Raw genomic sequence first — 22800 nt, 5'->3', positions numbered from 1 at the left:
TCATGGCGGCGTGCACACTGCCTCGCGATCACAACCGCGGTTCCCGGCTGAGCCTCGGATAACCCCAGCTTGAGTGGATTGAGCCGGTACAAAAGGTCAGCACCCGCGACGGCGTGCTCGGGACGCTCGCGGACGGCCCGAGCTCAGCGACGACTCGATCGGCGTTGCCTACCTCGACGAGGACCAGCTCACGCTGGAGGGGGGTTACCTACGATGTGGAACCGCCGGGCATCGGACGCTGGAGTCTCTGACACGGGGAGCGCTCGGCGCGCCAGCGCCGGCGCGACCCGTGTTAGGATCTCATCATGGCCGAGCTCATGCCGACGCCGGACGCCGCGCCTTCGCATCGCCTCGGAGCGCGTCCGGCGCTCGGGGCACGCGCCCAGGAGCTCTTCGAGGAGCTCTGCCCCTACCGCGGCGACGGGCTGCGCAACCACTGTCTTCGCGTATTCCACTTCACGACGCTGCTCCTCGAGCGCCGCCGCCAGAAGGCCGATCCCGACCTGCTCTACGCGCTGGCGATGATTCATGATCTCGGGCTGCTGTGCCCGGGCGAGCAGGGCGGAGACTACATGCAGCGCAGCCGCTCGCTGTTCCACCGCGCCTTCGCCGCGAAGTCGTTCGAGCTCTCCCCGTACGACCTGCGCGTGGCCGACGAGTGCCTCCTCTACAACCATCGCCTCCGCCCGACGCCGGCGTTGTGCCCTGAATCGACGGCGTTCCGGCAGTCGGTGTGGATGGACCACTCCCTCGGTGTGCGCCGCTACGACCTCGACGCCGCGTCGGTGCGCGACGGCTTCACGCGTCATCCGCGGGGCGACTTCAACGCGGTCCTCCTCGACTTCGCCCGGCGCGTCCTCACGCGCGAGCCCTGGACCCTCGTCGACGGCATCTTCATGTGAGGGATGGACGGCATGTCGACCCTGCGTGGCGCCATGTTCCGGGACCCCGCCGACGCGCGGCGGCTCGCCGTCGTCGCGGTAGCCGAGGTGACCCTTCTGGGGATCGTCGTGTGGAGCGGAGTCGGCGCGCTCGCCGGAGGGCTCCTCTGGGCGGCTGGGCTCGCGGGCTGGACCTTGATTGAGTACCTGCTCCACCGCTTCCTCTTCCACCTGCCGGCGAAGCACCCGCTCGCCTTCCTCGGCGCCCGTATCCACCTCGCGCACCACGAAACCCCTCACCGAACGCCCATCGTCAAACCACCCGTTGCCACGCTCGGGGCCTTCTCCGCCGGCTTCTGCGCGACCGCGGCGGCCGCGGGGGTCTCTCGCGCCGCGCCGCTCTGGGCCGGGCTCGTCGCCGGCTATTTTCTCTATGAGCTCTCCCACCTCGCGGCGCACCTGCTCGGCGAGGCGGAACACCCTCTTCCAGCGCAACGCCGCCACCACCTCCGGCACCACGCCGCGCCGCGCGCGCGCTTCGGGGTGAGCTCCGCGCTCTGGGACCGGGCGTTCGACACCGGGCGCGAGGCAGGCCGGTGAGCGCGGCTGGCCACGACGGCTCCCCCGACCCTGCCCCGCTCGACGACGCGGGCCGGGCCGAGCTGCGGCGGCGCCGGGTGATGTCGATGCCGCGGTGGTACTCTCCCTGGCTCCACCTCGCGAGCACGGTCGGCCTCGGCTGTGGGCTCGCGGCGCTCTCGCTCACGCGGTTGCGAAGCCTGCAGGCCTGCGAGCTCGCCGCGATCCCGCTTTTCTTCGTCTTCTGCAACGCCGTCGAGTGGCGGGCGCATCGGGGTCTGCTCCACCGGAGGCGGCGCTTCCTCGAGGCTTTCTACGACCGGCACACGCCGGTGCACCACCGCGTGTTCGTCGAGAGCGACATGGCCATCCGCACACCGCGCGAGCTCGGCTTCGTTTTGATCCCTTCCTACGGCATCGCGGGAGTCTTCGCGCTGACGCTCCCGCTCGCCCTCGCGCTCGGCGCGGCCGGTCAAAGCAACCTCGCTTCGCTCTTCGTGGCGACGTGCATGGGGTACATGGTGCTGTACGAGTGTCTCCATCTCTCGTACCACCTCCCGCCGGACAGCAGGATAGGCCGCAGCCGCCTCGTGGCGCGGCTCCGGCGTCACCACAGCGCGCACCACCGGCCGTCGTTGATGCGGCAGTGGAACTTCAACGTCACCTTCCCGCTCTGGGACCTGGTTCGCGGGACGTACCACCGCGGCGGCGGCGCCGCGGACGCGGCGACCCGGGATGGGCGCTCCAGATCTGCGCTCGAGCGCTAGGAACGGTGATGTCCAGAAGACACGCAGGTCGGCACGAAGGGCAACGAGGTCGGCTGGAGCGCGCACCAGGAGTGAATGAACGCCGGCGCGATCGTCTCGACCGGCCAGAGCCACGCGATTGTGATCGCTCACATTTTTTCTGATGTCAGCGATGATCCGTCGGTCCACGGCCAAGCTCGACGTCGGATGGCTGGCAAGTCTCCTCCGGAGCGGCGCGTCAAGAGGGCGGGCGCAGGGCCACGGTATTGTTCGATGTGGATTCCAATTTCGGGATCGAGGCTCGCCTCGCGCCGGTTCATTTGAGTTGACATGGTCAATGTGAACGTTCACAATTTCGTTTCAGGGTGTCGTTCCGCTTTGTCCCGGGTAGCCGTCGTGCGCACCGGACTCTTGATCCTTTGTATCGGGATCGATCTCTGCGCCGACTCCAACCGGGTGTCGTGAATGCAAGCCATGGCGAGATCGTGGGGGCTCACCCGCGCTGGGCTTGCTCAGGTGGAGCCGATCCAGGTGAGACAATCCTGGCGGAGGGAACAGCATGGCGATAGATAGGACGAGATCGTGGTTCGGATTGACGATGACGGCGTGCCTCGCCGGCGCATGCGGCGGCGCGCAGACCGTCGACACGCCCCCTGCGGCGGCGCCGCCCGCGCCGGCGGCGGCCCCCGCGCCGGACGCCTCTCCGGCGGCCCCGGCCGCCAAGCCCGAGCCACCTGGTGGTGAAACCATGAACGCAAAGCCCGCTTCCGTCTCCAAGGCGCCCTTCGGCAACGCCGATGGCAAAGAGGTCATCCTCTACACGCTCACGAACGCGAACGGCCTGGTCGCGAAGGTGATGACCTACGGCGCGACGGTGACCGAGCTCCACGTCCCCGACAAGACAGGGAAGATGGGCGACATCGTCCTCGGCCACGACAACCTCGACGGGTACCTGAAGAGCAGCCCGTACTTCGGGGCGACGGTCGGCCGCGTGGCCAACCGCATCAAGAACGCGCAGTTCCAGCTCGATGGCAAGACCTACAAGCTCTCCGCGAACAACGGCGCCCACACGCTGCACGGCGGCAAGAAAGGCTGGGACAAGGTCGTCTGGGACGCGGAAGCGACCGAGACGCCGGATGGCCCGTCCATCAAGCTCACGTACGTATCGAAGGACGGGGAAGAAGGCTACCCCGGCACGGTCAACGCGACCACGACCTACACGCTCACCAACAAAAACGAGCTCAGGGTCGAGATGTCGGCCACGACCGACAAGACCACGATCGTCAACATGGCCCACCACAGCTACTTCAACCTGGGAGGGCACGGCTCGGGCTCCGTCGCCGACCAGGAGCTGACGCTGCACGCCGACAGCTACACCCCGCCGGACGCCACCGGCGTCCCCTCGGGCCAGATCAAGCCGGTGAAGGGGACGCCGCTCGATTTCACCGCCGCCAAGCCGCTCGGCAGGGACCTGGAAGCCATGGGCGGCAAGCCGGTCGGATACGACCACAACATGGTCGTCAGCGGCGACCCGCACACGCTCCGCGAGGCGGCTCGGGTCAAGGATCCGAAGACCGGTCGGGTGCTGACGATCGAGGCCGATCAGCCGGGGATCCAGTTCTATACCGGCAACTACCTCGACGGGTCGATCAAGGGCAAGGGCGGCGCGGTCTACAACCAGTACAGCGGCCTGTGCCTCGAGCCGCAGAGGTTCCCGAACTCGATCAACGTCCCGGCCTGGAAGAACGAGGTCATCCTCAAGCCCGGCCAGCGCTACGCGCAGACGGCCGTCTTCCGGTTCACCACCGAGTAGCTCGTCGACGGTCACCCGCGCGGCCTCGCGGCGCCTGCGCGCTCACACGAACGTCACGATCGGCTTCACGTCCGCCGACCGGCGCGCGAGCGCCCCGGCCCGACGTCGGTGCCGCACACGCCGATGGCGTGCAACGCAATCCAATCCCAGGAGGATCCATGACCCGCTCGATCCCATGCAGTATCTCGCTCCTTGTCGCGCTTTCAATCGCTGCTTGCGGGTCCGACAAAGACGCCGCCGACGGCTCGGGCGGCAGCGGAGGAAACGGAAGCAGCAGCAGCAGTTCTTCGAGCAGCAGCAGCAGCAGCAGTTCTTCGAGCAGCAGCAGCAGCTCTTCGAGCAGCAGCGGCAGCACCTCGGGCGCGGGCGGCACAGACGACCCGAACCCGAGCGGCGGGGGAGGACAGGGCGGGACGGTCGATCCGGTCGGCACCGAAGGCGACGGCGATTTCGAGATCGGGCCCAACTACCAGGACGCCCCGGAGATCAAGAGGATCGACGGCGTTCCCCAGGGGCGGACGTTCGCGTTTTCCCTGTCGTCCCGGGAGAGCGAGATCTTCACCGGCCACGATTCGACGTTGAACGACAACGCCAAGGGGGATTTCAACCGCCGCGTGGAGGTCGCGATCCCCGCGACGTACGTCGACGGCGCGGAGGCGCCGTTCATGGTCGTCCAGGACGCGCGCGACAGGAACGAGATCATCAACACGATCAACAACTTCGTCGCGGACCCGAACAACCGTTTCCCGAGCGTCATCGCCATCTTCGCCGCGAGCGGAGGGGGCGACTCGTACGGCAGCGAGCGGGGGCTCGAATACGATACCATGTCGGACGCCTATCAGAGGTTCGTCGATACGGAGCTCCTCGAGGCGGTCAAAAACGACCGAGCCGTCCACGCCGCGTACCCCAACCTGAAGTTCACGACCAACCCGGACGGCCGCGCCACGTACGGATGCAGCTCGGGCGGGGCGGCGGCGCTCACCATGGGCTGGTTCGGCCACGACACCTACCGCAAGATCGTCACCTACTCCGGCACGTTCGTCGACCAGCAGAACCCCATCGCGCCCACCGAGGCCGAGTATCCCGACGGCGCCTGGGAGTACACGGAGGGGCTCATCCGGGAGAGCCCGCCCAAGCCGTTGCGCGTCTTCCTGCAGGTCGGCGAGAACGACCTCGGCAGCACTAGGGATGAAGCCAGCCACCACAACTGGCTGATGGCGAACCAGCGCGTGGCGGCGGTCCTCAAGGAGAAGGGATATCATTACCGCTTCGTCTACGCGAAGGGCGCCAGCCACTGCGACGGGAGGGTGATCAAGCAGACGCTCCCCGACACGCTGCGCTGGATGTGGCGGGGCTATCCGGTCGATTGACGGTACGGACCTGGGCCTGGGTAACGGTTCAGGCCGGCAGCCTCGGCTACCTTGAACAACGATCACGTTGTTCAAGCGAGGAATGAACCGTCAAGGCGCCATGAGACGCCAAGATGCCATGAAATAAAACCAATATATTGGCGTCTTTTGGCGTCTTGGCGGCTCGAATTCTGCGCATTTCGGGCAGTTTCAACCCGTTTGTCGCTCTAGGGAGTGTCCTTGCGCGGCGGAATGACGTCGAAGCGCCGGGTCCCCGGCTTCCCCAGGAGGACCTGATCAGCGAAGTCGAAGATGGCGTTCCAGTCCTCCTCGGTGGCGCCGTGCCCGCCGGGCCGGAAGTTCAACCCCACATGCTCGGGGACGCCGAGGAAGTCGTACGCCGGTCGAGCGCCGAGGTACGACTGCACTGCCGCGTAGGCCCTTCCGTACTGATCTTTGAGCGAGTTGCACAGGATGAAGAGCCGCGGCGCGGTGAGGGCCGGCAACCAGTGTTGGTCCGAGGGAAGGCGCTCCGTCCGGTTCCTGAACTCCGGAAGCAGCGGCCCGAACCAATAGGTGTTCTGATCGACGATCTCGGTGATGCCCTGCCCGAGCCCGCCGCCCATCTCGGCGCCCGAGAACCGAAAGGCCATGCCCCCCGCCACCGGGGCGGTGAGCGCGATGCGCTCGTCGAAGGCGCCCGCGAGCAGGACCGCCTGGCCCGTACGCGTAGTCCTCCAGGATCTGCATCATCTCCTTGCGGCGGGCCCGCCACTGCTCCGCCGTGCTGACCTTGGTCCCGTCGGCCATGGTGAGCGGATCGGGCATCTCGGGGACGACAGGGAGCTCGTCGACCGGGATCGGGGGGGAGTCGTCGACCGAGGAGCTCCCGCCGCTCGGGTAGGGATCGCTCGGGGCGCCCAGCCAGCAGCACCGCTCGCTCGGGACAGCGCAGCTGCCCTCCACCTCGAGAGCGCCCAGGGCAGGACAGTCGTCGTGGCAGGTGAAGGCGCACGGCACGCTGGCCGAGCCGCCGCCGCCGCTGCCACCTTCACCTGCCGACGTCGTGCCCCCGCTCGAACTCGAAGGCGAGCTCTCCCCCACCCCGCCGCCTCCAGCTCCACCGGGGAGGGGCGGCGCCTCGCTATCTGCCGCGGGGCCTCGCTCGCTGCAGCCCATGAGCGTCCCGCACAACGCGCCGATGAACAGGCTCGTAAAGCGGGTGCTCCGACGCTCGATCATGGAGGTCGCTCCAGGGGAAAATCAGGGCATCGGGATGACGAAGGTGGTGATGGAAAAGGCAGGGACCATGACCACCAGGCGATAGTCTTCGATCGCCATGTCGGGGAGCCGATCGAGGTCCTCCGTGCGCGAGGTGCGGTGCACTTCCGCGGCGGGACCGACCGCGGGGAGCCGGGTGAGATCGAGCGTGTAGCCGTGGCTCGCGTCGCGATCCCCGTTGCGGACCACGAGCGAGAGAGAGCTCCCGTCGGCGCTGACCGCGGCCACCATGTCCTCGCTATCGACGTCGACGAAGCGCGCGCCGGGCCGGATGTAACGGCTGAAGCCGGCATGCATGTAAAAGCGCTTGAGGGGCGCGTAGGACTGCTCGCTGTCGTTCAGCGTGAAGCTCGCCCAGCTGCGCGACGGATCACCCGACTGCCAGTCCACCCAGGCCTCCGGCTCCAGCTCGCGCAGATCCTTGATGATGCGCTCCGCCATGAACAGCGCCGCGTCCGTGTCGTCGCTGATGCTCTGCCCGAGCGGTCCCGACTCCGATTGCCACAGCCGCTTGCCGAGCCTCGTCGCGAGCTGCCGGAGCTGGCCGCGCTGGCTGCCGGCGTACGAGTGGACGTTGAGCTGCTGGAACGCCGCGTTCGTCTCCGCGCCGAAGGCGCCGATGTTCCGGACGGCGTCATCCATGCTGTTCTCGTCCGACGCGCTGACCACCGTCTCGCCGAGGCCCTTGCTGGTCAGCTGCCTGGCCACCTCCTGGATGATCTTCTCCTGACTCGCCCGGTCGAAGTGGCAGCCCTCCTGGGAGCCGTTCGATTTCCACCAGTCGGCGAAGGGCTCGTTCAGCGGCTCCAGCGTGCGAAAGGTGATCCCGAACTCGTCCCTGTAGTGACGGACGACCTCCGTGAGGTAGTGGGCGAAGTCGTCGTAATGGTCCGCTTTGAGGTTGTCTTTGCCGTTGCTGCTGCCCGAGGCGCAACCGCTGTTCGTCATCCAGTAAGGGGGAGAGTTGGAGAACGCCTCGAAGATCAGATCCGCTCCGCGCTCCGCGATGCGCAGGAGGACGGCGCGCTGCCTGGCGTCGTTCGACCACGTGAAGGTCCCGTCGGCGCTCTGGAACCCCGGCATCTCGCGATGCTCCTTCATGTGCTCGTGGGACGGGTTCTCCCCGCCGCCGATGTTGTAGCGGAACACGTTATAACCGAGCCCATTCACCGGATCGACGACCGCTTCGACCACGGCGTTGCGCTTGGCTTCCTGCCATCCGCCCACGTGATCGGCCCACCAGCACAGGCTCGTGCCCCAGCCCTCGAAGGATTGGTGCGCCACGCTCGTGTCGACCGTGACGAGCTCCGTGCCCGGAGCGGCGGTCACCGTGGGGCGTGGCTCGCCCGGCGCGCCCCCGCTCCCGCCCGACGAGCCGCCGCTGGTCGAAGCCGCGCTCACCGCCCCTGCCCCGCCGGAGCCAGCCAGCGCGCTGCTGCTCGAACCCGCCTCTCCTCCCGCTCCGGTCGAGGGCGTGCCGCCGCTTCCACCGTGCGACCCGGCCTCGTCCGAGGGAGCTGCCGAGTCACGACCGCAGCCCGATACGAGGACAAGGGCGATCGCGAGGATGGACGAGGTTCTCGACGTCCTGGTCATCATGGGCTGTCCCCGAGCTCCGGCGCCTCCCGGTCGCTCTATGGTGAGAGGTCTCAACAGCTCTCTCAGGTGGTCGATGACCTGTCCGGCCGGACAAGGCGACGAACAGGCAGCGTCTTCCCGAGAACGGCGACATGAGAGCATGACGGCGCGGAGCGTGGAAGATGGGACCCGAGCCGACCCCATCTTCCCGCCTTCATGTAGTTCTCTTGCGCTGTTTCACGCGGCCCGGCGCGTCAAGGGATCCAGCGCGTCAAGGATCCAGGGTGACGGGGGAAGCGCTTGCCTCGGCGGCTGTTCGCAAGCCCACCGTACCGGGGGCGCTTGTGCGACCTCGTCCGCGGCTCGGCCGGGTCGAGCCTGAGGGCGGGCCTTGGACCAACGGCTGGAATGACTCTACAGGCCGTTGTCGCCACCGAGCCCTGGTGCTAGCCATGATCACGAGATCGGCTGCGGGGAATTGAATCACTTCGCCAAGGAGGAGCCGTGAGTTTAACTTTGTTAAAACATTTTACTATCATCGTGGGTTTGGTTGCCGTGGGCTGCGCGGGGCCGGACGACGACTCCTCTGCAGAGACCGGAGCGGGTGGCAGCTCGTCTGGGACGGGCGGCGTGACCGCGGGCAGCACCGGCACCACCGGCACCACCGGCACCACCGCCACCACCGGCAGCACGGGGGGCCCGGGCGGGTCGACGACGAGTGGGACCACGGGCAGCACCACCACGAGCAGCTCCACCACGAGCAGCTCCACCACGAGCGGGACCGGGGGCTCGGACGGGGTCGGGGGCTCTGGCAGCACGACGACGAGCAGCTCCACCACGAGCAGCTCCACCACAAGCAGCTCCACCACGAGTAGCTCCACCACGAGCAGCTCCACCGCGAGCACCACAGCCTCGACCGGAACCGGCAGCACGCCTGTGGCGTGCACGGAAGGCGACGCGAAGATCTGCGACAACAAAACCGGCCAGCACTGCGGGTACACCTACGAGTACTGGAAGGACAACGGAAGCGGATGCCTGGTCAACACGAATGAGGGCTTCAGCGTAGACTGGAGCAACATCAACAACCTGTTGGGTCGTAAAGGCATCAGGCCCGGAACCAAGGACCTGGTCGTCACCTACGATGCCGACTACCAGCCGAACGGGAATTCCTACCTGACTATCTATGGGTGGACGAAAAACCCGCTCGTCGAGTATTACATCGTCGACAGCTGGGGCAACTGGCGTCCGCCGGGCGGAGAAGGAAAGATGGGCACCGTCAACAGCGACGGAGGCACCTATGACATCTATCGGACCCAGCGTGTCAACCAGCCTTCCATCGAAGGCAACAAGACGTTCTATCAGTTCTGGAGCGTTCGCACGCAGAAACGCACGAGCGGAACCATCACCGTCGCCAACCACTTCGACGCATGGCAGAAGGCGGGGATGAGCATGGGGAGCTTGTACGAGGTCTCGATGACCGTGGAAGGATATCAAAGCAGCGGGAAGGCCAACGTGAAGTTCTCGATGGAATGAGCGCTGGGCCTTGAGCATCGTCGTTCCGGCCAACCGCGAGACAACATAGGCGTTCACGGGCTGAGGGGGCTCCGGCTCATCGGAGCCCAGGACGAGTGAACGGCGCTTTCCCGGAACCTCGGTTGGCAGGGCGCGGTGTCAGGCGGCTCGCGGCGGGCGGCGGCGCGATCGGTGGAACGGGCGAACGGGCGGCACGTGCACGAACGTTCGCCCGACCGGAGCGAAAGTCCGGATTTCTGGCGGGCGGAACCCGTGCGGCGCTCGAAGGTGGACCGCCCGTCGGGTACGCTGCGGCCCGGACATGAAACAGCACGCGCCGCGCTCCCCTGACGCCCCGGCCCCCGGGGCCGACGCGAACGCGCCATCGCTGCCGTCGCCGCCTTCCAGCGCCACCACGCGGGTCCACAAGACGCGCGTCCCCGAGGCGTTCGGGGAGGCGCCCACGATCATGTACATGCCGGGCGACGAGCCCGATCGCGGGCCAGAACCTGCCCCGCCCGCCGCAGCCAAGCAGGCCCGGCCCACCGCGGCCGGCGGCGCCGCTGCGCCCGGAGACCGCGACCGAGGCGCTATCGACGAGGTCACCTTGCGCATGCCCTCCAGGGCCGGCGCCCAGGCCGGCGACGAGGCCACCCTGCGCATGCCCTCCAGGGCCGGCGCCCAGGCCGGCGACGAGGCCACCCTGCGCATGCCGCCCAGGGCCAGCACCCCGGGCGGGGAGCACGACGACCGCACGCTCAAGATGCCCGAGCGGCCAGCGCGCGGCACGGCGGCGGACGAGGACAACGCGCCGACCGTCAAGGCAGAGCCCAAGGCGTCCTACGTCGACCTGAACGCCGAGGACGAGGACAAGCCCGGGGACCTCAGGTCGTCCGCCCGCGCCTTCCTCAAGCGCCATCACAAGAAGCTCTGGTGGCTGCACACCGCGTATGCGCTCAGCCTCGGCGCCTTCGTGGTGACCTTCGCGCAGAAGGGGTTCCAGCACGCCCGCTTCCTCGCGGTCACGGTCAGCGTCGCCTGGCTGCTCGTGCTCCTCTTCTTCCGGCTCTTCGGCACCGGCGCCCGCCAGGACTTCGCGACGGCGTGGCGCGGCGCCCGGCTGCGCTTCCTCGTGATGACCTATGTCCTGAAGAACCTCTATCAGGGCATGCTCTTCTTCCTCCTCCCGTTCTACTGGAAGAGCGCCAGCCTGGACGCGCCGAACCGGTGGTTCGTCCTCCTCCTCGCCGCCTGCGCGGTGCTCTCGACGCTCGATCTCGTCTTCGACCGCGTGCTCATGCGCTGGAAGACCCTCGCCTCGGTGTTCTACGGGGTGACGCTGTTCGCGTGCCTGAATCTCGTCATCCCCGCGCTCCTCCCCGACACCCGCACGCTGTACACGCTGCTCTCCGCCGCCCTCGTGTCCGTGCTCGGCTTCTGCACGCTGCACCTGCCGTTCGGGGCGCTCTGGAGCCGGATGGGCGTCGTGTTCCTCGTCGTCGCGATGGCCGCCGGGGTCGGGCTCGCCTACGGGACGCGCGAGCTCATCCCCCCCGTCCCGATGCACCTGTCCTCCGCGGCCGTGGGCCCCTCGGTGCTCCAGGATGGGCGGCTCGCCATGTCCGTGAAGTCGCTTCATTTTTCCGTGATCCGCGAGCTCCGCGCGGTGACCGACGTGGTGGTGCCGGGCGGCGACGGCGATCGCCTCCTCCACGTCTGGCGGCGCGAGGGGCGCGAGGTCCTCCGCGCGCCGGAGGAGACGCTGCGCGTGCCCGGCCCGGAGGGCGCGGTGCGGCTGAAATCGCAGCTCGTGGGCGGGAGCCTGCCGCGCCGCCTGGCAGGACACTGGACGGTGGATGTCGAGACCGAGGACGGCCAGCTCGTCGGCCGCACCGCGTTCGAGGTGACGGAATGAGCTGGCCGCTCCGGGGTGAAGGTGGCGCGAGCGCCGCAGAGCGGGCGCGCTGGGTCGACGCCGGCAACATCGCGAACGGGTTCCTCGTGTTCGGCAACGTCGTCACGGGCTTCATCGCGATCGGCAACGTCGCGCGCGGCTTCATCGCGATCGGCAACGTCGCCGTCGGCGTCGTCGCGATCGGCAATGTCGCCTTCGGCGTCGTCGGCGGCTTCGGCGCCACGATCGCCGTGGGCGCGTTCGCCGGCGCGGGCGTGATCGCCCTGCCGGTGCTCGACGGGATGGCGGGCGTGGCCAGCCTGCTCGATCTGAATCCGTTCCTGTCGGCGCTCCCGATCGCCCTCTGGCTCTTCGCCGCGCGCGTCTTCCCGGGGCAGCGCGCGCCCCGGCTGGGGCCGGATCCCGAGCTCGCGCCGCTCTCGTCGGTGCTGGGCGGCGAGCGCTCCGAGGGCTGGGTCCGCGGGCGGGTCGAGCGCGCGGGGGACGGCGCGCTCCGCCTCACGCAGCGCGGCCGGTCCGTCGAGCTGCCCGCGACCCCGGAGGCGCTGCGCGCGGGCGCGGCGCTGCTCCCCGAGGGGCGCGGCGCGCGGCTCTTCGCCCTCGTGCGGGCGGAGGAGCACGTCCGCGGCGGCGAGGGTGGCTACCGCGCGGCGCAGGAGCGCGAGCGGGTCCTCACCGTCGCCGATCTGCTGGCGCCGCCGGCGTGGGTGCCGCCGTGGATCAACGGCGCCGAGGTGCAGTGGTGGCTCGCGCGCGCGTGGAACGTCGGGGCGGTCGTGGCGCTCGTCCTGAGGGCGGCGCAGCTCATCGCGGGCGCGATGGGATGAGCGCCCGCGACTCCCCTACTCCGTCCCTCCGTTGCTCCGCTCCTCCGCCGCCTTCCGCTCGCTCTCGGGCACCATGGCGGCGTCGCCTCCCTCGATCTCCGGAGGCAGCGGCAGCCGGACGCGGAACGTCGTGCCCTGGCCAGGCTCGCTGTCGACCAGGATCTCCCCGCCGTGCGCCCACACGATCAACCTGCAGACGTAGAGCCCGACGCCGAGCCCGCTGTGCGCCTCCGGTGTCCACCGGAACGGCTCGAAGAGCCTGTCCCGCTGCTCCGGCGTGATGCCGATGCCGCGATCGTGCACGGAGATCACCGCGAAGCCCCCCTGCCGGACGACCGACAGCGTGATCGGCTGTCCAGCGCCGTGCCGCGACGCGTTCGACAGCAGGTTCGTGATGACCTGCTCGATGCGCGCATCGTCCCAGTAGCCAAACACGGATCGGTCGAGCTGGAGCTCCAGGGAACACCCGTCGGCCTCGATCTGCTCTGCCACCTGCCGGGCGGTCCTGCGCGCGATCTCGTTGAGCTCCGTCCTCTGCAGGTTCAGCGCCGGCGGGCCGGTCGCGAAGCTCGCGACGACGAACATGTTGTTGATGACCTGCGTGATCCGGGCAAGCTCTCGCGACGACACCTTCAAGAAGCGGCTGATGTCCTTCGAGCCCAGCGTCACCATGAGGGGCTGCGATCGCGATCGCAGCATGTGCTCGTACAGGAGCCGCAGGCTCGTCAACGGCGTGCGCAGCTCGTGCGAGGCGAACCGCAGGAACTCCTCTCGGACGCGGATGGCCTCTTTCAGGTCCGTCTCGGCGCACTCCAGGCGACGGACACGATCCTCGAGCTCCGCGCGCAGCGCCTGCTCGCGCCGCACGCCGGTGGCCAGGTCCTTGGCGCGCCGCTGCAGCAGGATCGTCAGGACGAGCGTGGCGAACACCATCACGCCCCAGGCGGTGAGGACCACACGGCGCGTCACGACATACACGCCATAAGCGCTGGATTTGTCGATCTCGGTCGCCAGGCCCAGGTCGAGCTCGTGATCCCACAGCCACGAGCCGACGACCTCGACGCCGCGGTAATCGCGGTATCCCTCGACGTCGACCCCGGCGATCCCCGCGACGGCGCTCGTCGCCATGCGCGTGAGCGGCTGCTCCATGCGAGGCAAGGGGCGCGCGGAGCCGTCCGGCACCTCGCCCCCGGGATCGCGTATCTCCACGTTGAGGCTCGTGCGCTCGCCGGCCGCGAGGAGGCCCATGTCGCGGAGGTTCTGGGCGAACCTGAGCTCCGTGACGACACGGCCGTGCCTGTCGAACGCGTAGGTCTCCCCTGCCGCGCCGACCTGTCCGCGATGGGCGATCTGCGTCAGCTCCTTCCCTGGATCGATGCGGAAGGCGAGCGCCGCGATGATCTCCCCTTCCCCGGCGATGGAGCGCACCGGCGCCGCGATGACGAGGACGGGGGTGACCCTTCCGATGACCGTAGACCGCATGGCGAAGGGAGTACCCATGACCGTCGAGCCGCGCAGGGCCGCGGCGATGGTGTCCGGATCGTGGGCGCTCAGCGTCTTGGTGGCGAGGAGCTCATCGCGATCCGAGGCGATGTGGGTGCCATCCAGCGCGATGACGTCGAAGCCGAGGAACTGCTCCCGCTCGACGACGTTCTCCAGCTCCAGCCGCAGCTCCTGGAGGTACGGGCTATCGCGGAGCGGGCCATCGCTGCGGCGCAGCTCGACCTGGGCGGCGATCGCGCGCCGTACCCTCGGCTCGTTCGCCCAGAACCCCGCGGCGCCCTTCGCCTGCCGCGCCCACGTCAGGAGCCCTTCGCGGGTCGTCGAGAGCACCGCCTGCAGCGTCGCCGCGATGTTCCTGCGATGGACGTCCTGGATCTCGTGGAGGCTCAGGAGCAAGACGACGCCGATCGGCAGCAGCGCCGCCAGGGGCATCCAGTCGAGCCATTCCTTGCTTCGCCGTTCGTTTCCCATGCATGACGCAGGCGAGACGCAGGGAACGGCTCCTCACAAACCACGCCACACACCACGTGTGAGCGCGCTTCACGCTCGCCCGCTCGGCCCGGGCCCGCCTCGATCCCCCGGCGCCGAGGCGCGCCGGCGCATCGTGTCGATCCATCAATGCGCAGGCGGGCCCGAGGGCGCGGGGCTCCCCTCCACCATCGAAGGGCTCCCGCTGTACACCACCGCGTCGAGCAGCCGCTCCTCCCGCACCATCGCGAGCGCCGGCGCGTCCCGGCGCACCGAGATGCTGCCGCCGGGATCCGCGAACCCGCACGCCTCCGCCCCCCGCTGCGAGCCGATCTCCCAGAGCGCCTCGGCCGGCGTCGCCCCGCCTTCGCCCCGCAGCGTCACACGCCGGCCCGTCCGCAGCCGCTCGCCCAGCTCGACGCCGCGCATGTCCTCGAATGGATCGGTGATCACGTGGCTGTCGATCCCGACGCACAGCCGGGCGCCCGCCGCGCGCAGCGCGCCGACGTCGGGCAATCCGTCGCCGAGGTCGCGCTCGGTCGTCGGGCACAGGCACGCGAACGCCCGCGCCGCGCCGAGCAGCGCCGGCTCGTGCGGCGCGAGGTGCGTCGCGTGCACCGCAACGAAGCGCTCGCCGAGGACCCCGCGCTCGGCGAGGAGCTCCACCGGCCGCCGGCCCGTCTCGGCGAGGCACGCCTCGATCTCGGCCGGCTGCTCGGCCACGTGCATGTGCACCATGAGCCCGCGCTCCGCGGCGTAGCGCGCGATCTCGCCGAGCCACGCCGGGGGCACGGCGCGCACGCTGTGGGGCGCCACGCCGACGCGCACGTCCTCGCGGCCCGCGTAGCGCGCCCGGAGCGCCTCGACGTCCGCGAGCGCCGCATCGAGCGAGGCGTCCGAGAAGCGCCGCTGCGCCCCCTCGGGCGCCCTGCCCGCGCCCGCGCGCGCGTAAACGACCCGGAGGAGCGCGATCCGGAGGCCCTCCTCGCGCGCGGCCTCGATCACCGCGTCCGCGAGGACCGTGCGATCCGCGTAGGGCGCGCCGCCCGGCTGGTGGTGCACGTAATGAAACTCGCCCACCGTGCGCACGCCCGCGGCGCGGAGCTCGCGATAGGCCACCTTCGAGATCGCATGAATGGACTCCGGCGTGAGCGACTCGGCGAGCGCGTACATGGCGCTCCGCCACGACCAGAAGTCGTCCGCCCCCGACGGCCCCGGCCGCTGCGCCTCACCGCGCATCCCGCGCTGGAAAGCGTGGGAGTGGGCGCTCGCGAGCGCCGGCAGCTCGATGGCTCGCTCGGTCAGCCTCATGCCGCACGTCGCTCCCGTCGGTCCCGTCCATTCCGTCTATCACGCCGGGATGGCCGGGGAAAGGCGCGGTCGGCAGCGCGGCTGGCGCTTTGCCGCGAGCCAGCGCGGCGTTCGGTGCCGGAGCGGGGAGCAGGCGGCCCGAGGCGGGCCGCGTCCGCCTCCGATCACCCGTCGTTCGGCGTCGTGAAGAGCTGGAAGCAGCCAACGCCGAGCTTGCCACAAGCCCCGTCGAGCAGCGTGTCGCCCCTGTCGGTTTGCTCGTAGAAAGCCATGGTGAGCGCGCTGCACGCGGGGAGCACACCGCGCGTGTACGCTCGCATCTCGGCGGCGCAGGCGTCGATCTCCGCGATGGTGGCCGTGCACTGCCTCGGCTGGCCGCAGGGCTCTGCTTCGACCTCCACGAGGGCCTGCTCTATCAGCTGCTCTGCCTGGCTCGGGTCGGCCATGCACCCCTCGACCAGCTCGGAGCACTTCGCCTGCAGCTCGGCGTCGTTGGTCCCGGGGTCGTCCCCGTACGCCGCGCCGAGCACGCCCTGCATGAGGCACACGTACTCGACGGTCACCTCCTCGGCGCTGCAGCGGCGATACCCCTTGCACGCCTGATCGACCTCCGCTGGCGAGAGCTCGCTGACGAGCGCCGACGTGTCGAGTCCGGAGCAGGACGCAGCCCCGGAGCCCCCGCCCTCCGTCGAACCCGTCGAGCCCGTCGAGCCGCTCGGCGTCGCCCCGTCGTCGTCTCCCCCGCAGCCCAGCCCCGAGAGGCCGCAAGCCACGCACGCGCCCACCATCCCAGCCCAGAACGTCGTTCGCATTCCTCTGCACTCCCGATGAAAGGTCAAGAATCGAGCCCTGCCGCGGCAGAACCACGTTTCCTTACGCCGAGCGGCTTCGATTCCTCCCTGACGAGGCCGTCACGATGCTGCTCGCCGCGCCGCCGCAACCCCAGAACGTGGTCGTTTACGTGGTCGTGGTCGTGGTCGTGGTCGTGGTCGTGGTCGTGGTCGTCAACGATAGGCCGTGAACGACCACGACCACGACCACGTAAACGACCACGACCACGTAAACGACCACGACCACGTAAACGACCACGACCACGATCCGGCCCCGGTCGTCCGGCTCTTCCCCGGGCCTTCGTGGCCCGAGCGCGCTTCACCGCTTCGGCTCGACCTCGAGCTCGGGCAAGCCCGCGAGCTTCACCTCGACATCCGCGGCGGGCGGCGCCTCACGCGCCTCCTCGCGGCGGGGCGCCATGACCATCAGGGCGCGCGGGAGGCACTCCACCACGAGCGGAGTCGTCCCGGACTCCTCGCCGTCGATGAGCACGTTCTGGGGCGGCTCGGTGGTGATGCTGACCCGCCGGGCGGCGAGGAAACCGACGTTGTCGCGCTCGGCCGGCTCGCCGTCGATCGCGGTCCTCAGGAGGTGCAGCCCGGTCGCGACCGCCTCGACCAGCGTCGTGGCCGACACGATGGTGAGGTCGAGCCGCCCGTCGTCGGGGGACAGGACGGGCGGCCCCTGCGCCAGCACGGTGCGCGGAGGCGCCATGTTCGCGACGGTCACCGCGACCGCACGGCAGTGGATCCGCTGGTCCTCCGTCTCGATCTCGACCGCGAACGGCTCGAGGCTCATCAGCTTCTTGAGCCCGGTGCGGATGTACGCGAGCACACCCCAGCGCTGCTTCTCGTCCTGCGGGGTCTCGCCGACCGTGTCGGCGTGCAGCCCGACCGCCGAGAGCAGGATCATGGTCTTCCCATTGGCGCGGGCGGCGTCGATGCGCGTCGGCTCGCCGTGGACGAGCACCTCGATCGCGCCCTCCAGGTCGTCGGGGATCCCCAGGGAGTGCGCGATCGAGTTCGCTGTTCCGAGCGGCAGGATGCCCAGGCACGCATCGGTCCCGAGGAGCGCGGACGCCACGCTGGAGATCGTCCCGTCGCCGCCCGCCGCGATCACCAGGGAAGCGCCTTCGCGGCGCGCTGCATCGGCGCAGGCGGCGGCAGAGCGATCCGCGCTCGTCTCGTAGACGCTCAGCGTGAGCTCGCGCTGGAGCCGGGCAGGCAGCGACTCGACCACATCACCCGCATGGCCCGCAGCAGGGTTGACGATCAGCGCCGCTCTCCGCTCGGTCATGGCGGCATCGTAGAACGCCGAACCGGTTGAAACCCCAAGAAAAATCGGCAGGGTGGCCGCGAGCAGCGCCAGCGCGAGCGGCCGCGCCGCGGCCGTACGGCTGTGCCTGCGTGCGCCACGCGCGCGACAGCGACGCCCCGCCGCGCAGCCCCGAGGCGCCGCTCATCGCACGGTGGCACGGCAGTTGTACCGCGATGTTGTTCATGAGACTTCAGCGAATCGGTCGACCGGCTTGTCTTGCGCTCGCGCTCCTCGGCGCGGGGACGCTCGCCGCCTGCGGAGAGGACTCGTCAGAGGCGACGGGTGGCAGCGGCGCCACGAGCAGCGGGGGCGCCACCGGCGGCGAAGGAGGCGCGGGCGGCGACGGCGGGGGGAATGGCGGGAGCGCCGGAGGCGGCGCTTCATGGCCCGTCGACACCTACCCGATCGACATCACTCCATCGGAGGACTGGAAGAACCAGATCACCTTCCCCTTCGAGCCCTTCGTCGCCTGGCCCGCGACCTTCGAGACGCCGGGCTGGGTGAAGTTCACCGTGCTGATGCACGATCCCACCAAGGTCTATTACCAGGACAGCAACAAGTTCCCGTTCCACGGCGAGTTCGCCACGACGCGGCTCGACCCGTTCTTCGACATGTCGCAGTCCGAGTTCGACCAGGTCTCGCTGCACGAGGAGGGGCAGAAGGCCATCCTCGGCGCCGTGCTCTTCCCGCCGACCCCGGAGAGCGTGCCGGAGTACGGCATCCAGCTGGTCCGCCAGGACGCCTACGATCCCGAGGTGGCGCGCGTCGTCCTGGAGCTCGTGAAGGACAGCGTCATCGCGCCCCAGGGGGCGAAGCCCTTCTATTTCCCGACGTACGAGCAATCGGCGTCGGCCGCGGAGAACAGCGCGTTCTTCGAGGCGAGCGGGTTCCCGGTGAGCTCGGTCGAGCGGTGGCTGGACGGCGACGCGTGTTATGCGACGGGCTGGGCCGTGGGCCGGCTCCGCTATGTCCCGCCGGACGCGATCGACGCCGCCTATGCGAGCGGCGAGCTCCGGGCCGAGGACATCCTGCTCACCGACTCCATCCCTGCGGAGGTGCCTTATGTGGCGGGCATCGTCTCGCTGTCGCCCGCGACGCCGAACGCGCACACCGCCCTCCTCGCGACCTCGTTCGGCATCCCGTTCGTCTACCTCGGCGATCCGGCCGCCGCGGAGGCGGCGAAGGCGCTCGACGGCGAGGAGGTCGCGCTGCGGGCCTCGCTGCAGTACGGGTCCATCTGCCGCGCCGCGCTCTTCGAGGCCGGAGGGATCGCGCCGGCGGACAGGGAGCAGCTCCTCGCGCTGAAGCGGCCCGGCAAGCTCGAGATCCAGCCCAAGGAGCCCCTCGGCGCCTACGCTGGGTCCACCGAGGATCTCGGCCCCGCGGAGTTCGTCCATTTCGGGGGCAAGGCCGCGAACTATGGCCTGCTGCGGGACGCCATCCCGGAGAGCTCCGATGTCGCGGTCGCGCTGTCGTTCGATCTCTGGGACGATTTCCTCGATCAGGTCATGCCCGGCGGCCGCACGCTGCGCGCCGAGATCGCGGAGCGCCTCGCAGGCCACAGCTACCCGCCCGACATGCCGGCGCTCAAGGCCGATCTCGCGGCCATCCGCGCGCGGATCACCGGGGAGACCGCCTTCTCGGCGGGGCAGCGGCAGGCGATCGAGGCGGCGCTCGAGGGCTTCACGCCCACGAAGAAGATCCGGTTCCGGAGCTCGACCAACGTGGAGGACAGCGCCGTCTTCACGGGCGCGGGCCTCTACGACAGCTACAGCGGCTGCCTGGCCGACGATCGGGACGCGGACCAGGAGGGGCCGAGCCTGTGCGACCCCGGCGAGGCCGGCGAGCGCGGCGTGTTCCGCGCGATCCGCAAGGTGTACGCGAGCTTCTACAACGACAACGCCTTCCTCGCCCGGCTCCTCCATGGCGTGGACGAGGCGGAGGTCGGCATGGGCGTCCTCGTCCATCACTCCTATCCTGACGAGGACGAGATGGCGAACGGCGTCGCGACGCTCACGCGGCGCGAGCTGGTCAATGATCAGATCCAGATCGTGACGCAGCTCGGGGCGACGTCCGTCACCAACCCGGAAGGCGGAGCGCAGCCGGAGGTCGTGACCGCGAGCCTCTTCGACGATGCGACGTCCGTTTACCTCCTGTCCGGCTCGACGCTCGTCCCGCTCGGCGGCCACGTGATGCGATGGGAGGACGATTACCAGGCGCTCGCCGCCCTGCTCGGCCGCGTCGAGGCGCGGTTCAGCGAGCTGAACCCCGGCAGGAAGTCGCTCCTGCTCGATTACGAGTTCAAGAAGATGAAGCCTGGGAACCTCGTCGTGAAGCAGGTGCGCGAGGTCGCGCTCCCGGACACGACGCCGAGCCTCACGCCGTTCCTGCTCGACGAGCCCCGGGAGGTCTGCACCTTCCAGGGCGAGTTCGGCGACGTGTTCGCGAACCACCGGCTCAAGGTGCGCGCGAGGCTCTCGGCGAAGAGCGGGTTCCTCACGCCGGCGGCGCTCGCCGGCACGCTCTTCGAGGACGCGCGGCTCGACTACCTCTCCGGTGGATCGGTGGCGACGCTCTCGGGGAGCCCCGCTGCGTGGCCGGCCGCGTCCCACGCGTACGATAGCGAGACGACCACGGACTCCTTCGTGGACGGCGCCGGGGCCTCGGAGATCACCTATTCGCTCGCCGCCTCCCCGGTGCCCGAGCTCCTGCCGCCGTCGCTGGGCCCGCTGGTCGCGCTGCGCGACGTCGGGATGATGCTGAGCGCCGCCTACGCCACGCCCGTGCCGGCGCTCGACTGGGACGGCACGCCGCTCGACGTGTCCTCGGAGGTGGTACAGCTCGACGCCTGCCCCGCGGACGGCCCCGCGATGGCGGGCGCGCTGCTCCAGGAGCGCTCGCTCTCATGGACGTCCGGCGTCGCGGTGGAGACCTTGTTCTACTGGCCGCCGGGCCCCACGGGCCCCACGGCGGGGTACACGGCGCCGCTCCACAAGTGGGTGGGGACGCGCATCGAGGGGCTGACGAGCGCTCCGATCGTGCTCAAGGGCTACCACGCGCAGACGTACCACCCGCAGCACCACAACTTCTCGGAAGATTTCATCTTCGAGCCCCGCCTCGAGCCCGGCCTGGATCCCGCGATCCTCGCCGAGCTGGAGCAGAAGGGCATCCGGCTGATCTACGTCCGGACGTCGGACGGCGGCGGGGAGAGCGCGAAGCTGTGGACCCTCGATCCAGCGGGCGTGTTCCACCAGGTCGACTGATCGGCGCCCGGGCGGCCTGCGGAGCCCGGTGAGCCCCGCCGCCGCCTGAGGCTCCGCCGGGCGCGTCACTCGTCCTCGAAGCGCACAACCGGGCTCGGCTGCCGCTCCAGGCGACCGCGCGGCGTGGACCGGGGCCGGCGCGCGCGCGGAGTTGACGCGCGGAGGCCGCGGGTGGACCAGCGGCGCCTGCTGTTCCTGCTGACGAGGAGAAGATCATGAGCCTTTACGACAGCTCGTTCCCCCAGATGACTCGCATGCTCGGCCAGGTGCTGGTCTGGCTCGACAAGGCGGAGGCCTACGCACAGCAGAAGAAGTTCGATCCGGAGGTGCTCCTCGCCGCGCGCCTCGCGCCCGATCAGTGGCCCTTCAGGCGTCAGATCCAGACCCTCATCGCCTGGCCCGTGAGGCTGGGCGCGCTCCTCACCGGCGCGGAGCCGCCGCAGTTCGAGACGCGCGACGAGACGATCGCCGAGCTGCGCGCGCGCATCGGCAAGACGATCGAGCAGGTGAAGGCGCTGAGGCCGGAGCAGCTGAAGGGCGCGGAGGACCGCACGCTTCCGCTCTTCTTCCTGCCGGGCAAGGGCATGAAGGCCCCGGACTTCGTGTTCCAGTTCGCGCTCCCCAACTTCTACTTCCACGCCACCACCGCGTACTCGATCCTGCGGCACAACGGGCTCGACGTCGGCAAGTCCGACTTCATCGGGTCGCTCGACCTCCGCGACCTGTGACCGAGGCGGCCTCCGCCTCCCCGCCGGCCTGCGACCCCGACCCCTCCCCGCCGGCGGTGGACGTCGGCCCCGCGCGGCGCCCGCTCAGCGCACGCTCTCCCTCGGCTCCTGCTCGGCGAGCGCCGCGAGCGTCTCCTGCGCGACCCGCGCCGACGACGCAGGGTTCTGCCCGGTGACGAGCCGGCCATCCCGGACGGCGAACGGCTTCCACACCGGCCCTCGCTCGTAGCGCGCGCCCAGGGAGCGCAGCCGCGATTCGAGGGCGAACGGGACGACGGCCGCGAGGCCCACGGCCTGCTCCTCCTCGTCCGAGAAGGCGCTCACGCGACGCCCCTTCACGAGCGGCTCGCCGCTCGCGAGCCGGACGTTCACGAGCGCGCCGGGGCCGTGGCACACGGCGGCGACCACCTTGCCCTGATCGAACGCGCGGCCGAGCAGCCTCGCCGTGGCGGCGTCCTCGGCGAGATCCCACATCACGCCGTGGCCACCGACGACGAAGTACGCGTCGTGGTCACCGGCGATCCCGTCGATGCGGAGCGTCGACGAGAGCTTCGCCTTCGCCCGCTCGTCCTCGAGGAACGCGCGCACGGCGTCGGACGGATCCTCGGCGCTCTTCGGGTCGGCCGGCGGCTTACCCCCCTGAGGCGAAGCGATGTCGACGTCCGCCCCGGCCTCGACGAACGCGCGGTACGGCGCGGCGAGCTCCTCGAGCCAGAACCCGGTCGGTTGCCCGGTGTCGCCGAGGCGTGCGTGGCTGGTGACGATCAAGAGAACCCTCGCGTTCATGGCGTCTCGCTCCTCTGGGCGCCTCTGCGCCCGTTGCGGTCGCGCCCCTCGCGCCCGAGGCGCTCGGGCCCGCGGTGACGGGATGAACCTAGGCCTTCGAGTCGATGCAAAC

18 protein-coding genes and 1 pseudogene are annotated in these 22800 nt (G+C 69.8%); 10 read left to right on the top strand and 9 right to left on the bottom strand.

The window, feature by feature from the left end; translation table 11 throughout:
• Positions 1 to 305 precede the first annotated feature (305 nt).
• From POL72_RS32175 to POL72_RS32155, 5 genes are all read left to right on the top strand, one after another.
• On the top strand, positions 306 to 902 hold the full coding sequence (locus tag POL72_RS32175; RefSeq protein ID WP_272100346.1) for an HD domain-containing protein: 597 nt from the start codon (positions 306 to 308) through the stop codon (positions 900 to 902).
• Positions 903 to 914: 12 nt separating this feature from the next.
• A complete protein-coding gene (locus tag POL72_RS32170; protein WP_272100344.1) occupies positions 915 to 1481 on the top strand; it encodes a sterol desaturase family protein in 567 nt (188 codons plus the stop codon).
• Positions 1478 to 2227: a sterol desaturase family protein gene (locus tag POL72_RS32165; protein ID WP_272100342.1), complete on the top strand. Its 750-nt coding sequence runs from the start codon at positions 1478 to 1480 to the stop codon at positions 2225 to 2227. The genes POL72_RS32170 and POL72_RS32165 overlap by 4 nt, the downstream gene beginning before the upstream one ends.
• A gap of 577 nt (positions 2228 to 2804) precedes the next feature.
• Complete coding sequence (locus POL72_RS32160) at positions 2805 to 4019, top strand: aldose epimerase family protein (protein ID WP_272100340.1); 1215 nt, start codon at positions 2805 to 2807, stop codon at positions 4017 to 4019.
• Positions 4020 to 4177: 158 nt separating this feature from the next.
• Positions 4178 to 5389 (top strand): alpha/beta hydrolase, encoded by a 1212-nt coding sequence (locus tag POL72_RS32155; RefSeq protein ID WP_272100338.1) that lies wholly within the window; start codon positions 4178 to 4180, stop codon positions 5387 to 5389.
• A gap of 206 nt (positions 5390 to 5595) precedes the next feature.
• Here the strand turns inward: POL72_RS32155 and POL72_RS32150 are convergent.
• From POL72_RS32150 to POL72_RS32140, 3 genes and pseudogenes are all read right to left on the bottom strand, one after another.
• Positions 5596 to 6084: pseudogene (locus tag POL72_RS32150) on the bottom strand (glucuronyl esterase domain-containing protein); the annotation flags it as partial.
• Between the two features lie 547 nt (positions 6085 to 6631).
• On the bottom strand, positions 6632 to 8050 hold the full coding sequence (locus tag POL72_RS32145) for a glycoside hydrolase family 30 protein (RefSeq protein ID WP_272100334.1): 1419 nt from the start codon (positions 8048 to 8050) through the stop codon (positions 6632 to 6634).
• Positions 8051 to 8673: 623 nt separating this feature from the next.
• The gene (locus POL72_RS32140) at positions 8674 to 9159 is read right to left on the bottom strand and encodes a hypothetical protein (protein ID WP_272100333.1); all 486 of its coding nucleotides are present in this window, start codon (positions 9157 to 9159) and stop codon (positions 8674 to 8676) included.
• 4 nt (positions 9160 to 9163) lie between these two features.
• On the opposite strand from POL72_RS32140, the gene POL72_RS32135 reads away from it, so the two are divergent.
• From POL72_RS32135 to POL72_RS32125, 3 genes are all read left to right on the top strand, one after another.
• Positions 9164 to 9760, top strand: a complete 597-nt coding sequence (locus tag POL72_RS32135; RefSeq protein ID WP_272100330.1) for a glycoside hydrolase family 11 protein — start codon at positions 9164 to 9166, stop codon at positions 9758 to 9760.
• Between the two features lie 301 nt (positions 9761 to 10061).
• The gene (locus tag POL72_RS32130) at positions 10062 to 11654 is read left to right on the top strand and encodes a DUF5924 family protein (RefSeq protein ID WP_272100328.1); all 1593 of its coding nucleotides are present in this window, start codon (positions 10062 to 10064) and stop codon (positions 11652 to 11654) included.
• Positions 11651 to 12481 (top strand): hypothetical protein, encoded by an 831-nt coding sequence (locus POL72_RS32125; RefSeq protein ID WP_272100327.1) that lies wholly within the window; start codon positions 11651 to 11653, stop codon positions 12479 to 12481. Before POL72_RS32130 ends, POL72_RS32125 begins: the two co-directional genes overlap by 4 nt.
• 15 nt (positions 12482 to 12496) lie before the next feature.
• On the opposite strand, the gene POL72_RS32120 is transcribed toward POL72_RS32125, so the two are convergent.
• The 5 genes from POL72_RS32120 to POL72_RS32100 form a co-directional block, all read right to left on the bottom strand.
• Positions 12497 to 14416, bottom strand: coding sequence for a sensor histidine kinase (locus POL72_RS32120; protein ID WP_272100325.1), 1920 nt, complete (start codon positions 14414 to 14416; stop codon positions 12497 to 12499).
• Positions 14417 to 14599: 183 nt separating this feature from the next.
• Entirely contained in the window at positions 14600 to 15763 is a 1164-nt protein-coding gene (locus tag POL72_RS32115; RefSeq protein WP_272100323.1) for a formimidoylglutamate deiminase, read from the bottom strand.
• Between the two features lie 164 nt (positions 15764 to 15927).
• Positions 15928 to 16575, bottom strand: coding sequence for a hypothetical protein (locus POL72_RS32110; protein ID WP_272100322.1), 648 nt, complete (start codon positions 16573 to 16575; stop codon positions 15928 to 15930).
• A gap of 145 nt (positions 16576 to 16720) precedes the next feature.
• The gene (locus POL72_RS32105; RefSeq protein WP_272100321.1) at positions 16721 to 16858 is read right to left on the bottom strand and encodes a hypothetical protein; all 138 of its coding nucleotides are present in this window, start codon (positions 16856 to 16858) and stop codon (positions 16721 to 16723) included.
• A gap of 54 nt (positions 16859 to 16912) precedes the next feature.
• Positions 16913 to 17890, bottom strand: coding sequence for a YegS/Rv2252/BmrU family lipid kinase (locus POL72_RS32100; RefSeq protein ID WP_373372267.1), 978 nt, complete (start codon positions 17888 to 17890; stop codon positions 16913 to 16915).
• 203 nt (positions 17891 to 18093) lie between these two features.
• Here POL72_RS32100 and POL72_RS32095 point away from each other — a divergent pair, with 203 nt between their 5' ends.
• Complete coding sequence (locus tag POL72_RS32095) at positions 18094 to 21174, top strand: PEP/pyruvate-binding domain-containing protein (RefSeq protein ID WP_272100318.1); 3081 nt, start codon at positions 18094 to 18096, stop codon at positions 21172 to 21174.
• Between the two features lie 215 nt (positions 21175 to 21389).
• Positions 21390 to 21902: a DUF1993 domain-containing protein gene (locus POL72_RS32090; RefSeq protein WP_272100316.1), complete on the top strand. Its 513-nt coding sequence runs from the start codon at positions 21390 to 21392 to the stop codon at positions 21900 to 21902.
• Between the two features lie 84 nt (positions 21903 to 21986).
• On the opposite strand, the gene POL72_RS32085 is transcribed toward POL72_RS32090, so the two are convergent.
• Entirely contained in the window at positions 21987 to 22688 is a 702-nt protein-coding gene (locus tag POL72_RS32085) for a type 1 glutamine amidotransferase domain-containing protein (RefSeq protein WP_272100314.1), read from the bottom strand.
• Positions 22689 to 22800 lie beyond the last annotated feature (112 nt).

The sequence above is a fragment of the Sorangium aterium genome (assembly GCF_028368935.1).
Taxonomy (GTDB): domain Bacteria; phylum Myxococcota_A; class Polyangia; order Polyangiales; family Polyangiaceae; genus Sorangium; species Sorangium atrum.
This window is presented reverse-complemented; position numbering and strand designations above follow the sequence as displayed.

Bases quoted from the DNA above. Each gene is read 5' to 3' on its own strand.
- POL72_RS32090 (WP_272100316.1), top strand. From the start codon at position 21,390: ATGAGCCTTTACGACAGCTCGTTCCCCCAGATGACTCGCATGCTCGGC.
- POL72_RS32160 (WP_272100340.1), top strand. From the start codon at position 2,805: ATGACGGCGTGCCTCGCCGGCGCATGCGGCGGCGCGCAGACCGTCGAC.
- POL72_RS32175 (WP_272100346.1), top strand. From the start codon at position 306: ATGGCCGAGCTCATGCCGACGCCGGACGCCGCGCCTTCGCATCGCCTC.
- POL72_RS32125 (WP_272100327.1), top strand. From the start codon at position 11,651: ATGAGCTGGCCGCTCCGGGGTGAAGGTGGCGCGAGCGCCGCAGAGCGG.
- POL72_RS32130 (WP_272100328.1), top strand. From the start codon at position 10,062: ATGAAACAGCACGCGCCGCGCTCCCCTGACGCCCCGGCCCCCGGGGCC.
- POL72_RS32095 (WP_272100318.1), top strand. From the start codon at position 18,094: ATGAGACTTCAGCGAATCGGTCGACCGGCTTGTCTTGCGCTCGCGCTC.
- POL72_RS32170 (WP_272100344.1), top strand. From the start codon at position 915: ATGTCGACCCTGCGTGGCGCCATGTTCCGGGACCCCGCCGACGCGCGG.
- POL72_RS32115 (WP_272100323.1), bottom strand. From the start codon at position 15,763: ATGAGGCTGACCGAGCGAGCCATCGAGCTGCCGGCGCTCGCGAGCGCC.
- POL72_RS32120 (WP_272100325.1), bottom strand. From the start codon at position 14,416: ATGCCCCTGGCGGCGCTGCTGCCGATCGGCGTCGTCTTGCTCCTGAGC.
- POL72_RS32110 (WP_272100322.1), bottom strand. From the start codon at position 16,575: ATGCGAACGACGTTCTGGGCTGGGATGGTGGGCGCGTGCGTGGCTTGC.
- POL72_RS32155 (WP_272100338.1), top strand. From the start codon at position 4,178: ATGACCCGCTCGATCCCATGCAGTATCTCGCTCCTTGTCGCGCTTTCA.
- POL72_RS32100 (WP_373372267.1), bottom strand. From the start codon at position 17,890: ATGACCGAGCGGAGAGCGGCGCTGATCGTCAACCCTGCTGCGGGCCAT.
- POL72_RS32085 (WP_272100314.1), bottom strand. From the start codon at position 22,688: ATGAACGCGAGGGTTCTCTTGATCGTCACCAGCCACGCACGCCTCGGC.